Raw genomic sequence first — 13,486 nt, forward strand, 5'->3', positions numbered from 1 at the left:
CAAAGTGTCCAACTTTATGGGGTCACTTCAAAAAGAAGATTTTTTAATTGGTACAGCTATTGGTTATTCTACAGGAGAATATAAAGATAAAGCTGCATCATCTAATGATTCGGATATCAAACAATATCAAATTCAATTATATTCAAACTACAAATTTCCGACGAATATTTTTACATCCACTTATGCTGGTTATAATTATGGGAAAAATCATCTAAGTACAAATGATAACTATTATAAGATAAAAGAAAAATTTCATAGTAAAACTTGGAATTTGGGTGGAACAGTTGGCTATAATTGGCAAAACATTGAAGATTTGGTAATAACACCAAGTGTAGGATTAACTTATATTCACACTGAAAATAGTGCCCATAATGCTAGCTATAATAATTTAAAGTTAGTTAAATATGGACAAGCATCTAATTCTGCTCTTTTAATGCCTATGAATTTAACCTCAGATTATTTTATTTTAAATAATAAAGATAATCAGCTAGTTTTAACGGGTAACGTAGGCTATACATTCAACTTTAACCGAAATAAGTTTGATAGTGACATCAAGATTAATGGAATTAATGGATTGTCTAAAATGGAAAGTTATGCTCCTAATCGCACAAAAAATCAGTTTAGTTTGGGTACAGGCATTAAATATAAATACAATATTATTGATTTAAATCTTGACTATCAATATGTTGGTCAAAGTAAAAGGAATGCTAATTACATTGGTGCTACAGCTAATATAACATTCTAATAATTATTACTAATCAACATTTAGGTGATATTTATTTACACCTAAATGTTTTTCATAATCTTTTTCTAATATTTAAATTTTTAAACCTTTCAAATTAAATAAATAATTTATATAAATTTCTGATTATTGCTTACATTAATTACAAAATCAGTTAGTTAACTTTCTTATTCTTCTGATTTCTAACTGCATAGCTATACTGCATATGTAATATAAAAAAACATAAAGAGGTTTAGTTATGAGCATGCTTCAAGATATAAAAGAAAACAAAATGTATATAGGTTCACTCCCCCTTCCCCTATTTATAGTTTGTTCCATTATCGTTATTATTGCTGCCCAATTAGATATGCTACCTAAAACCCTAATTGGTGGTTTTGCAGTGATATTGCCTTTAGGTTGGTTTTTAGGAACTCTCGGGCAGAATATTCCATTTTTCAAAAAATTTGGCGCCCCTGCGATATTATCACTTATTGTTCCTTCATTATTGGTTTACTACCGTGTTTTTGATGAAAATACCTTATCAGCAGCCAAGATGCTAATGAAGGATTCTAACTTTTTACTCTTTTATATCGCCAGTTTAGTGTGCGGTAGCATTCTTGGTATGCATCGAGTCATTCTAGTTCAAGGCTTTATTCGAATGATGATACCAATGTTATTAGGAATGTGCTTAGCTGCATTAGTTGGTGTCTCTGTTGCTGTCGCTTTTGGCGATGATTGGGAGCACGCCTTCTTTTATACGGTTTCACCGGTAATGGCGGGAGGAATTGGTGAAGGTGTTTTACAGTTATCCAATGCTTATAGCAACATCCTTAATCAAGATTATAATACTTTTGTTAGTGCATTAATTCCTGCAACTGTGGTAGGTAACTTCTTTGCAATCACTTTTACGGCAATTATGAGCCGAATTGGTGAAGTTAAACCTCACTTGAGTGGTCATGGTCAGTTAGTAAAAATTGAGTTTGATGGCTTAGCTGAAGCGTTAAAAGATGATAAGACACCACTTGATGCAAGAGCAATGAGTGGCGCAGTAATGATTTTAGCGACGCTATTTATTTTCGGCATGATTTTAGAAAAAGTAACTCATTTTCCTGGCCCGGTTTTAATGATTATTGCAACCGCAGTGGTTAAATATTTTCGTCTATTACCAGCGAGCGTCGAACGCGGTAGCCAACAATGGTACAAATTTATTTCCGGCAATTTTACCTTCCCATTAATGGCTGGTTTAGGTCTGCTTTACATCGATTTAGAAAGTGTAGTTAAGGTATTAACTATCCCATATTTTATTACCATTATTGCGATTGTTTTCACCGTTTCGATGACTGGATTTGTCTGTAGCTTCTTCTTAAAAATGTATCCTGTTGAGGCATCGATTATTTCATCTTGCCAAAGTGGTATGGGGGGAACTGGTGACGTCGCAATCCTTTCTACCGCCAATAGAATGAACTTAATGCCTTTTGCCCAAGTTGCAACACGATTAGGCGGAGCTTTAATGGTAATAGGTACCACCGCACTAATGCGTTATTTGCATATGTAATTTTATACAAAAAAGCATCAATTAACCGTTTGGTAAACCATTTGAGATAGATATTGATTTAGTATCACAAAATATCCAAACATAGATTAAATATTTAAAAAGGTAAGCATTATGACAACAGTACAAGAGAAAGCATTAGCAATTAGCAAACAAATGCACGGTAAATTTGAAACTCATTCGAAAGTGCCGGTTAATTCAATGGCAGATCTTAGTGTTGCTTATACACCTGGTGTTGCTGCGGTGTGCACTGAAATTGCTAAAAATCCTGAGTCAGTTTATGAATATACCAGTAAACGCAATTTGGTTGCGGTTATCACGGATGGTTCTGCTGTTTTGGGATTAGGAAATATTGGACCAGAAGCAGCTATTCCTGTCATGGAAGGCAAGGCAATTTTATTCAAACAATTTGCTAATGTGGACGCCATTCCTTTATCAATTAATACTCAAGATCCAGATGAGCTAGTCAAACATATTGCAGCATTAGCACCTTCATTTGGCGGTATCAATCTAGAGGATATCAGTGCACCAAGATGTTTTGAAATTGAAAAACGATTGCAAGAGCTATTAGATATTCCGGTATTTCACGATGATCAACATGGTACAGCAATAGTGGTATTAGCAGCGCTATATAATGCTCTTAAAGTTGCTGGTAAGTCGATAGAATCGGTCAAGGTAGTGATTAATGGCGGCGGTGCTGCTGGTTTAGCGATCGCCGATATGTTATTAGCTGCTGGCGTTACCGATCTTAAAATTGTCGATAAAATTGGTTTATTATCCGAAGATGATCTTTCTTTACCTCCACACCATTTAGCTATGGCGAAAAGAACTAATAAGCATAGACAAAAAGGTACTTTACAAGATGCAGTTAACGGCGCTGATGTATTTATTGGTGTATCGGCTCCGGGAGTATTGAAAGCGGATTGGGTTAAAACGATGGCGGAAAAATCGATTATTTTTGCTATGGCAAATCCGACACCAGAAATATTTCCAGATGAGGCTAAAGCAGCTGGTGCTTATATTGTCGGGACAGGGCGCAGTGATTATCCAAATCAAATTAATAATGTCTTAGCATTTCCCGGCATATTTAGAGGGGCATTAGATGCTAGAGCAAAAAATATCACATTAGCCATGCAACTTGCGGCGGCCAAAGGGTTAGCCAACATTATTACACCTGAAAAACTATCAGTTGATTGTATATTACCGAACGCTTTCGAACCTAATGTAGCTAAGGTAGTTGCCGAAAGTGTAAAAAATGCAGCTAAACAATAATGAGTGTTTAAAAATCGATTAAATTAGCTAAAAACCTACTAATACGAAATTTATTAGTAGGTTTTCTTGACTAATCAGTTATGATAGTTAAGTGATCGCTTTTTATACAACGAATGATAATGAGATATTTATTTAACAAATTACCTCTCAAAGTTAAGTTGATAAGCTTAATTTGCTTGGTGTTTATACTTTCGGTTATTGCTCAAAATATTTATATTGTTCATGTGGTGAATAATGAGTATCTTATCAATTCTCGCCAACGCGTCGAGAATATTGCTAATATTATCTCGACATCACAAAGTATTATTGAAGCGATACAGAACCCTACGCCGAGAAATATCGCAGCCATCCAGGCAACCACAGAACAATCCAGAGCTTTAACGCAAACCGATTTTATTGTGATATTCAATATGCAAGGCGTAAGATATTCACATCCTGATGAACAGAAAATCGGTCAAACTATTGTCGGAGGCGATGAACAACGCGCGTTAAAGGGTGAGTCCTATACTTCAATTGCTAAGGGAACTTTAGGAGATTCTGTTCGGGCATTTAAGCCAATTATGAATGATAAAAATCAACAAATTGGTGCCGTTTTGGTTGGTCAGACCTTGCAAAAAATTAATCATTTAGCGTCAAGAACAAGCCAGCCGATTTGGTTATCCTTATTTGCTTTATTATCAATTGCTATTCTTTTAGCTTATTTGTTATCCCGTAATATAAAGAAGATTTTATACGGTCTTGAACCAATCCAGATGGCACAACTGTTTGCTGAGCGGAATGCCATTATTCGAACGGTAAAAGAAGGAATTGTGGTCATCAATCGAGAGGGGTTAATCACTCAGATCAACGATGAAGCGATTAGAATTTTACGCATCCAAAAAGATAAACAAACTATTATTGGTTTACCTGTTGGTGACTTTATTCCCAATACTCGATTATACGAAGTGATGATAAGTGGTAATGCAGAATATGATTGTGAACAAAATATCAATGGGGTAGTGATACTAACCAATCGAACTCCGTTATTCGTTAATGATGCTTTAGTTGGTGCCATTGCTTCGTTTAGAGATATGACTGAAGTTCGTAAATTGGCTGAAAATTTAACTGGGGTGAATCGTTATGCGGATGCTTTACGTTCACAATCTCATGAATTTAACAACAAATTACATGTTATTTATGGTTTGGCTTTTAATGATAATAAATTAGAATTAATTGATTATCTTGAAGAAATTATCGGTAATCAACAAGCTGAATCTAAACTGGTTAGTCAATATATCAAAGATCCGATTATTGCAGGATTTTTAAATAGCAAATTTAGCCGAGCACGAGAACTAAATGTAACCTTAACATTTAACATTGATGGTATTTTAGCGCCAATAATAGATACATCTGTGACCCATAGTTTAGTGACAATACTTGGTAATTTAATTGATAATGGTCTTGATGCAGTTCAATTTTTGGATGATAAACAGATCAAAGTAAGTTTAGTCATTGATAATACCAATTTTGAAATTGAAATTAATGATAATGGTGAAGGTATTTCTGAAAACGATATTCAGTATATTTTTCAAAAAGGTTATTCAACGAAAGGGGATAATCGAGGATTTGGGCTTTATTTAGTGTTAGCTAGTATTGATGAGTTAGATGGACATATTCAATTATGTGATTCTGATAGTAAAAGAGGGACTTGCTTTAAGGTATTATTACCACTAAAAGAGATCTATAGGAAGAAATAGTCATATGGTAGAAGTATTAATTGTTGAAGATGATCCAATGGTAGCGGAGCTCAATAAAAAATATTTACAGAAACTTACCGGCTTTAATTTAGCGGCAACGGTTACTAACGGAGAACAAGCACTGCATTTTATTCATGATAACCATATAGATCTGTTGTTGCTTGATGTTTTCATGCCAAAACTCAATGGTCTTGATCTGCTAAAATATATTCGGATTAGTTACCCTAAAATAGATATCATTATGGTGACCGCTGCATGTAATACCAATGACATCCAAACAGCATTACGTTTGGGAGTCATTGATTATATTGTTAAACCCTTTACTTTTGAGAGATTTCGCACCGCTTTGATTTCCTATCAAGAACGAATTAGACTGTTATCATCTGCTGAAATACTTAATCAAAATCAATTAGATGATCGTATTTTTACTAAGAATTTTAATACAGCAAATCGATTACCAAAAGGTATCGATGCGCAAACTTTACAATCGGTACGTAATGTTATTGTCAACTATCAACAAGATTTTTCGATGAGCGATATTATTGAATTAATTCCTTTATCTCGGATATCCGTTAAGAAGTATCTGGATTATTTAGAAGAGTTAGGTGAAATAGAAAGCCATTTAACTTATCTACCAATTGGTCGTCCAGTAAAGCGTTATATTTACCAAAAATAATTGATATTAATTAGTTTTTGTAATCTATCTTATTACAAATTGTTTAAATATTGTAGTATGTAAACACGTTAGGGTTAAAACTATTTATCTAGCGTTATTTCATCTAAAGATAAACTGAAACTTGGTACAAATATTTCTAAAAAGTAATCCATTTCTGGAGTATTTCGTTCTGACAATGTTTTTTTCAAACGTTGTTCCGCCAGTTTAAACTCATTGTTACCAGCACTAAGTTCTTCAATTGTTTTAAGATAAGCACACAGTGCATCCGCTTGTTTTACAATACTTTTTTCAGTTTCATCATAATAATCGTCATCAATTAGTATTTTAAAATCATCTTGCAACTCTATTGGCAACATATTAATTAGTTTATGCTGAGCGATTTTTTCAATCTTTTTATATTCACAGGTGATTTGTGGATTGTAATATTTAGTTGGTGTCGGTAAATCTCCGGTTAATACTTCAGATGCATCATGATACATCGCCAATAATGCAATACGTTCAGGATTAACATTACCATTAAATCGTTTGTTTTTGATAATCGCTAAAGCATGGGCAACAAAAGCAACTTGTAGACTATGCTCTGAAACGTTTTCTGTTCTCACATTACGCATTAAAGGCCAACGATTAATCAATTTTAACCGCGATAAGTGAGCAAAAAAATGACTGTTATTCATATGATTATCTCATTAATTACAAAATAAAAAACGCCTCCGTTGCGGAAGCGTTAGTAAATTGACTATACGATTTTAATTACTTATGCTAAAACAAGTTGTCTTGTGCCTAAAGCAACTGGAACATTTTGTTCTTCATCAAAGGTTACGTATTCCCATGCATCTTGTTTAGCGAGTAACGCTTGCAATAGCTGGTTATTTAAAGCATGACCTGATTTATAACAAACTACTTCACCAATCATATTGTGACCACTCATGTATAAGTCACCGATGGTGTCTAGCATTTTATGACGTACAAATTCATCTTCAAAACGAAGACCATCTTCATTAAGAACTTTATAATCGTCAACCACTATTGCACAATCTAAACTTCCACCTAAACATAACCCTTTGGATTGTAACGCTTCAATATCACGCATAAAACCAAATGTTCTTGCTCGGCTAATTTGACGAATAAAAGACTCAGAAGAAAAATCCAATTGATAACGTTGTGAACTGTTATCAATAGCTGGATGACGAAAATCAATAGTGAAATCTAAACGAAAACCACTATATGGTCTTACTTCTGCCCATTTATCACCATTTTCAACACGAACTGTTTCTTTAACTCGTAAAAATTTTTTCAGTGCATTTTGTTCAGTAATGCCAGCATCTAACAATAGGTAGACGAATGGGCTAGCACTACCATCCATGATTGGAATTTCGGGTGCATTTACTTCAATAATAATGTTATCAATACCAAGTCCTGCTAATGCTGAGTTGATATGTTCAACAGTGGAAATGCGAACATTTTCTTCATTAACCAAACAGGTACAAAGCATTGTATCACGCACTGATTTAGCATCTACAGGAAAATCAACATACGGATTTAAATCTGTACGACGATAAATAACACCTGTGTTCTCTGGCGCAGGACGTAATGTCAAAGTAACTTTTTTGCCAGTATGTAAGCCGACACCAGTTGCTTGAATTGTCTTTTTTAAGGTTCTCTGTTTCACTTTGCACCTACTTTTATTATTTGATTCTATTACCTATTAGACAATAAAAAATCAAATAAGTTCAATACTAATTAGCCTGCTTACGAATAAAAGCAGGAATATCTAAAATTTTATGTTCTTCTAATGGCGAAACTGCTGGTTCATTAACCACTTTTGGCATTGGCTCTTCTTGTTGTGGTGGTATATGATTTGTTTGGCCAAATAATGAACCATGTTGTGCCGCTGGTTTAGTGATTTTAACTTCAGGACGTTTATCCATACCAATACCGGTAGCAACCACTGTAACACGAATTTCATCTGACATGTCAGGATCAAATGTCGTACCAACAACCACAGTTGCATTATCAGAAGCAAAAGCTCTAACCGTGCTACCAACCGTTTCAAATTCTTCTAACCCAAGATCAAGTCCAGCTGTGACATTAACTAAAACCCCACGTGCACCAGATAGATCAATGTCTTCAAGTAATGGGCTTGAAATTGCCATTTCAGCAGCCTCTTCGGCACGATTATCACCACTTGCACGACCAGAACCCATCATCGCATATCCCATCTCAGACATTACCGTTCTAACGTCCGCAAAGTCAACGTTGATATGACCGGGTTTAGTAATTAATTCTGCGATACCTTGTACAGCACCTTTTAAAACACCATTAGCTGCAGCAAATGCATCTAATAGTTTAACACCACGACCTAATACTTTTAATAATTTGTCATTTGGGATTGTGATAAGTGAGTCAACATGTTTAGCAAGCTCAGCAATACCTTGCTCAGCGAAAGCCATACGTTTTTTACCTTCAAATCCAAAAGGTTTGGTAACAACAGCAACAGTTAAAATACCAAGTTCTTTTGCTATTTCTGCTACAACTGGGGCTGCACCGGTTCCTGTTCCACCACCCATTCCGGCTGCAATGAAAACCATGTCGGCACCTTCAATCGCACTACGAATAACATCACGATCTTCTTCTGCTGAATTTCTCCCAACTTCTGGATTAGCTCCGGCACCAAGTCCCTTGGTGATATTATTACCGATTTGGATAGTTTGACTAACTTTTATTCTTTTTAATGCTTGTGCATCAGTATTTGCTGCAAAAAACTCAACGCCTTCAATATGTTCAGCAATCATATGCTCAACAGCATTACCGCCGCCGCCACCGACACCAATAACTTTAATGACTGCTGCTGGCTCATCATCTGCAACCATAGGCTCAAACATAACTTATCTCCAAATTTAAGATCTTAGGACATTGTACAGATATCAAGCTACAATGTCTACGAAGTTATCAGATATAATAGCTAAAATTCTTTTTTAAACCAACTGGTGAATTTTTTAGCTATCCCTTTAAAAGATGATTTATTACTATTTTTATTATCATCATTTAATAAACTTTCTTTACCATAATGCAATAACCCCACGGTTGTTGAACAATATGGCTTTTGTACATAATCAGTTAATCCTGAAATATTCAAAGGATAGCCAATACGTACTTGATTTTGAAATACTTTTTCAGCACATTCAACCATGCCTTTAATTTGCGCAGCTCCACCGGTTAAAACAATCCCTGCTGCCAATTGATATTTAAAATTTTGCTTCTTAAGTTCATCTTGTAACATTAGTAGCTCTTTTTGCACTAATGATAAAAGTTCTGAATAACGTGGTTCAATCACATCAACCAAAGTTTGCCGTTGCAATGAACGAGATGGGCGTCCACCAACACTAGGTACATCAATGACTTCATCTTTACCAACGAGTGAACCAACAGCACATCCATAACGAATTTTAATATTTTCTGCATCCATTGGCGGGGCACCAAATGCGTAAGCAATATCACTCGTGACGACATTGCCAGCATAAGGAATAACAACAGAATGACGTAATGCACCACCGGTATAAACCGTGACATCCATTGTTCCGCCACCAATATCAATAACACAAACCCCTAATTCTTTTTCATCATCAGTCAATACCGCATAACTCGATGCCAACCCAGAAAAAATAAGTTGATCAACTTTTAAACCACAACGTTCAACGGCTTTTACTATATTTCTTGCCATATCATTATGACAGGTGACCAAATGAACTTTGGCTTTCATTCTTACACCAGATAATCCAATCGGGTTTTTAATGCCTTCTTGAAGATCAATTGAATATTCTTGCGCGATGACATGTAAAATACGATGTTCATCTAAAATACGAACTGATTTAGCTGTATGCACAACATTTTCAACATCCTCTTCTGTCACTTCTTCATCAGCGATTGGCACCATACCAATTTCATTTTGACAGCGAATATGTTTACCAGACAGGCTTAAATAAACAGAAGATATTTGGCAATCAGCCATTAATTCAGCTTGGTCTATGGCTCGTTGGATTGATTTAACGACGGATTCAAGGTCATTTACCCCACCTTTATCAACACCTTTTGATGGGCAATGTCCAACACCAATAATATTGACCACACCATCAGGAAGTACTTCACCAACGAGGGCGAGGACTTTGGATGTGCCCACTTCAAGTCCAACAACTAATTTTTTCTCTGTTGTTTTCATACTTCAGCCTTTATTTATTCCTCATTGCGATATTTTTTCGCGTTGCACTGAGATACCGTTTTCATACCGTAAATCAGCAGCCGTTATTTTTTCATCAGCTGGCATTCTTGAAAGAATTTCAGGGAATAATTTGATAAATTGGTAATAATGTTGTTCTATGTTTTCAGTGCCAATTATCAATTTTATATCCTGACTTTCAGAACACAAATCAGCTGTGCATTGTTTAATCATCAATTGCCAAGCATTACGATCATCAGCTATTGCAACTTTAATTTCTGATGCAAACTTATTATTAGCTAACTTTTTAGAAATTGCATCTAACTTAGCATACATTTCCAACATTGATTTTGCTTTACCTTCAGGTCCATAAATTCTTGGTAATTGCAACTCACCCAAACGATCAAATGGTACACTAAATACATTTCCAGCATCATCAAGTAAATATAAGTCATTCCAGTAAAATGCAGGTTTATATTCCTCTATATAAACAATTAATCTGTCTGGCCACTGTTTACGTACACTTGCTTGTTTAATCCAAGGGTATCGCATAATTTCTTGCTGAATATCATCAACATTTTGTCCTACATAGGTATTTGGCAAACCTAATCCTAAGATCGCTTGCCTAAGATCACCTTCGGTTGTAAATGCATGATCCCCACTAAAGGTTAATTGTGATAAAACCATTTGATCTGGATCTTCCAGCCAATTTTTAACGCAATTTATTGTCCAAACACTAGTACTAATAATGATAATAAAGAACAAAAAACCTATTATTTGTTCTAAATTATGAAAAACAAGCAGCTTCCTTTTTTTCTGATTTTCTCGTTTATGTGCTGCTTGTTGTACTTTTTTCATAAAAACAGAACCAATTAAACGGTTGCTAATTGTAAAATACGTTTAACTAATTCACTAAATGACCATCCATACTCTTTAGCCGCCATCGGCACTAAACTATGATCTGTCATGCCAGGAGCTGTGTTTACTTCAAGTAAATATGGCTTTTGATTCTCATCAAACATAATATCTACTCTACCCCATCCTCGACAACCAACTGCTTTATAAGCATCCAAAGCTAGTTTACGAATTTCTTGTTCTTTCTCATCAGATAATCCACTTGGACAGAAGTATTGGGTTTTATCTGATAGATACTTTGCATCATAGTCATAAAAATTGGTAGCGGGTTTAATGTAAATTGCAGGTAAAACTTCTTCACCAACAATCGCAACCGTAAATTCGGCGCCAGCTAAGAATGATTCAATCATTACGTTATTATCATATTTGAACGCAATATCAATTGCATCTTTTAATTCTTCAGCCTTATCAACTCGTGTCATACCAACACTTGAGCCTTCATGACTCGGTTTAACAAATAACGGTAATCCCAGCTGTGTAACAATATTATCAATATTAATTGCTTGCGATTTATCAACCGTAACATAATCAGCAACGGGTAAACCTAGTGATTTCCAAACTAATTTTGTTTTTAACTTATCCATGGTTAATGCTGATGACAAAACATCGCTACCGGTATAAGGAATGTTTTGATAAGTTAAAATCGCTTGCGTTATGCCATCTTCACCACCTCGACCATGCAAAATAATGAAAGCTTTAGTAAACCCTTCTTGCTTCAAATTGGTTATACAATGATCTTTAGTATCGATAAGATGCGCATCGATACCATTTGCTTGCAATCCAGCAAGAACCGCTTGACCTGATTTAAGGGACACTTCTCTTTCAGCTGAGGTCCCACCATATAATACAGCAACCTTATCAATCATTATTATAAAACCTCTTTTGAAAATAATGGGTTACTGGCTAGTTGACGAGCTACACGACCAACACTTCCAGCACCTTGGGTTAACAACAAATCCCCACCTTGTAATACTTCTTTCATTATTTCAGGTAAAAGATCTAAATCAGAAACATAAATTGGATCAACTTTGCCACGATTTCGAATTGAACGACAAAGTGAACGACTATCAGCACCTGCAATAGGTTGTTCTCCAGCAGAATAGACATCTAACATAACTAACGCATCTACTTGAGAAAGCACTTGGGCAAAATCGTCAAATAGATCCCGAGTTCGCGTATATCTATGCGGTTGAAATAACATAACTAAACGTCGATCTGGCCAACCATTTCTAGCTGCTTGAATCGTAGCATTAACTTCACTTGGGTGATGTCCATAATCATCAACCATCATAATATCTTGATTATTTCCATATGGAAAAACACCTAATAAGTCGAACCGTCGACTAGTCCCAGCAAATTTTGCTAATGCTTGAATAATTGATTCATCATCAATACCATCTTCAGTTGCAGCTATAATTGCTGCGGCTGAATTTAATGCGTTATGTTTACCTGGTGCATTTAATTCAATTTCTAAATCATCACGATCAGGTCGACAAACTGTATAGTAACTTATACCGCGTTCTTGACGGTAATTTTTAATAACAACATCCGCTTCGTCACTAAAACCATAAGTAATAATTTTACGACCTACAACTGGTAATAATTCACGGTTAATAGGATCGTCATAACACATAATAGCTAAACCATAAAAAGGAATATTACGCAAAAAAGAGATGAAAGTTTGTTTGAGATTTTCAACACTTCCTTGATAAGTATCCATATGGTCAGGTTCAATATTGGTTACTATCGACACCATTGGCTGCAAATGTAAAAATGAGGCATCACTTTCATCTGCTTCAGCGATAAAATAACGACTACTGCCTAATCTAGCGTGTGTTCCAGCTGCTTTAACTAAACCACCGTTAACAAAAGTTGGATCGAGTTTTGCTTCTGCATAAATAGCGGTAACCATTGCTGTGGTCGTGGTTTTACCATGAGTTCCTGCAATAGCAATGCCATAGCGAAAACGCATTAATTCAGCTAACATTTCCGCCCGTTGGATAACAGGAATACGAGCTTCTCTAGCGGCAACAACTTCAATGTTATCTTGAGAAATCGCTGATGAGATAACCACAACGCTTGCACTAAGAATATTTTCAGCGGCATGCCCAATCACTATCTTGGCACCTAATGTTTCTAAATGCTCAGTTACCGCATTTTCAGCAATATCTGATCCACTAATTTGATATCCTTCATTAGCAAGAACTTCGGCAATACCACCCATTCCTGCGCCACCAATACCCACAAAATGGATATGCTTGACACGTTTCATTTCTGGAATGATTGCTCTTAATTCTGCTAATTCCTTAGTATTCACTCTTAAACCCCTAGTTAGTTATTTTTTGTTTAGGTCTTGAAAAGTTATTAGACAATTATCAATTAAATAACTGTATTTTTAAAT

12 protein-coding genes are annotated in these 13,486 nt (G+C 35.4%); 5 read left to right on the forward strand and 7 right to left on the reverse strand.

The genetic code is table 11. The features are described from left to right. Positions 1-16 precede the first annotated feature (16 nt). The 5 genes from AC5LXV_RS15025 to AC5LXV_RS15045 all read left to right on the forward strand — a co-directional run bounded on the left by AC5LXV_RS15025 (position 17) and on the right by AC5LXV_RS15045 (position 5,957). Positions 17-745, forward strand: coding sequence for an autotransporter outer membrane beta-barrel domain-containing protein (locus AC5LXV_RS15025; RefSeq protein ID WP_493466916.1), 729 nt, complete (start codon positions 17-19; stop codon positions 743-745). A 235-nt stretch (positions 746-980) separates the two neighbouring features. Then, entirely contained in the window at positions 981-2,276 is a 1,296-nt protein-coding gene (locus AC5LXV_RS15030; RefSeq protein WP_493466917.1) for a 2-hydroxycarboxylate transporter family protein, read from the forward strand. Between the two features lie 111 nt (positions 2,277-2,387). Further along, positions 2,388-3,545 (forward strand): NAD(P)-dependent malic enzyme, encoded by a 1,158-nt coding sequence (locus AC5LXV_RS15035; protein WP_493466918.1) that lies wholly within the window; start codon positions 2,388-2,390, stop codon positions 3,543-3,545. 119 nt (positions 3,546-3,664) lie between these two features. After that, positions 3,665-5,281, forward strand: a complete 1,617-nt coding sequence (gene dcuS / locus AC5LXV_RS15040) for a DcuS/MalK family sensor histidine kinase (RefSeq protein WP_493445322.1) — start codon at positions 3,665-3,667, stop codon at positions 5,279-5,281. Positions 5,282-5,285: 4 nt separating this feature from the next. After that, the gene (locus tag AC5LXV_RS15045; RefSeq protein ID WP_110432701.1) at positions 5,286-5,957 is read left to right on the forward strand and encodes a response regulator; all 672 of its coding nucleotides are present in this window, start codon (positions 5,286-5,288) and stop codon (positions 5,955-5,957) included. A gap of 80 nt (positions 5,958-6,037) precedes the next feature. Here the strand turns inward: AC5LXV_RS15045 and yfbR are convergent, their stop codons facing one another. The 7 genes from yfbR to murC form a co-directional block, all read right to left on the reverse strand. After that, a complete protein-coding gene (gene yfbR / locus AC5LXV_RS15050) occupies positions 6,038-6,631 on the reverse strand; it encodes a 5'-deoxynucleotidase (protein ID WP_110432700.1) in 594 nt (197 codons plus the stop codon). 80 nt (positions 6,632-6,711) lie between these two features. Beyond that, a complete protein-coding gene (gene lpxC / locus AC5LXV_RS15055) occupies positions 6,712-7,626 on the reverse strand; it encodes a UDP-3-O-acyl-N-acetylglucosamine deacetylase (RefSeq protein WP_110432699.1) in 915 nt (304 codons plus the stop codon). Between the two features lie 67 nt (positions 7,627-7,693). After that, on the reverse strand, positions 7,694-8,827 hold the full coding sequence (ftsZ, locus tag AC5LXV_RS15060) for a cell division protein FtsZ (protein WP_375334966.1): 1,134 nt from the start codon (positions 8,825-8,827) through the stop codon (positions 7,694-7,696). A gap of 92 nt (positions 8,828-8,919) precedes the next feature. Further along, on the reverse strand, positions 8,920-10,173 hold the full coding sequence (ftsA, locus tag AC5LXV_RS15065) for a cell division protein FtsA (RefSeq protein ID WP_110432698.1): 1,254 nt from the start codon (positions 10,171-10,173) through the stop codon (positions 8,920-8,922). 21 nt (positions 10,174-10,194) lie between these two features. Further along, entirely contained in the window at positions 10,195-11,028 is an 834-nt protein-coding gene (locus AC5LXV_RS15070; RefSeq protein ID WP_493466919.1) for a cell division protein FtsQ/DivIB, read from the reverse strand. A gap of 14 nt (positions 11,029-11,042) precedes the next feature. Then, positions 11,043-11,951 carry a D-alanine--D-alanine ligase gene (locus AC5LXV_RS15075; protein ID WP_110432696.1) on the reverse strand — a complete coding sequence of 303 codons (909 nt, stop codon included), beginning with the start codon at positions 11,949-11,951 and terminating at the stop codon, positions 11,043-11,045. A 2-nt stretch (positions 11,952-11,953) separates the two neighbouring features. Next, a complete protein-coding gene (murC, locus tag AC5LXV_RS15080; RefSeq protein WP_110432695.1) occupies positions 11,954-13,402 on the reverse strand; it encodes a UDP-N-acetylmuramate--L-alanine ligase in 1,449 nt (482 codons plus the stop codon). Between the last annotated feature and the right edge of the window lie 84 nt (positions 13,403-13,486).

This window comes from Gilliamella sp. LMG 34359 (genome assembly GCF_984569085.1).

What these genes read in the sequence shown, in the direction of transcription:
- AC5LXV_RS15035 (WP_493466918.1), top strand. Translation starts at nt 2,388, where the DNA reads ATGACAACAGTACAAGAGAAAGCATTAGCAATTAGCAAACAAATGCAC.
- AC5LXV_RS15025 (WP_493466916.1), top strand. Translation starts at nt 17, where the DNA reads ATGGGGTCACTTCAAAAAGAAGATTTTTTAATTGGTACAGCTATTGGT.
- ftsZ (WP_375334966.1), bottom strand. Translation starts at nt 8,827, where the DNA reads ATGGTTGCAGATGATGAGCCAGCAGCAGTCATTAAAGTTATTGGTGTC.
- AC5LXV_RS15070 (WP_493466919.1), bottom strand. Translation starts at nt 11,028, where the DNA reads ATGAAAAAAGTACAACAAGCAGCACATAAACGAGAAAATCAGAAAAAA.
- AC5LXV_RS15075 (WP_110432696.1), bottom strand. Translation starts at nt 11,951, where the DNA reads ATGATTGATAAGGTTGCTGTATTATATGGTGGGACCTCAGCTGAAAGA.
- ftsA (WP_110432698.1), bottom strand. Translation starts at nt 10,173, where the DNA reads ATGAAAACAACAGAGAAAAAATTAGTTGTTGGACTTGAAGTGGGCACA.
- AC5LXV_RS15045 (WP_110432701.1), top strand. Translation starts at nt 5,286, where the DNA reads ATGGTAGAAGTATTAATTGTTGAAGATGATCCAATGGTAGCGGAGCTC.
- dcuS (WP_493445322.1), top strand. Translation starts at nt 3,665, where the DNA reads ATGAGATATTTATTTAACAAATTACCTCTCAAAGTTAAGTTGATAAGC.
- yfbR (WP_110432700.1), bottom strand. Translation starts at nt 6,631, where the DNA reads ATGAATAACAGTCATTTTTTTGCTCACTTATCGCGGTTAAAATTGATT.
- AC5LXV_RS15030 (WP_493466917.1), top strand. Translation starts at nt 981, where the DNA reads ATGAGCATGCTTCAAGATATAAAAGAAAACAAAATGTATATAGGTTCA.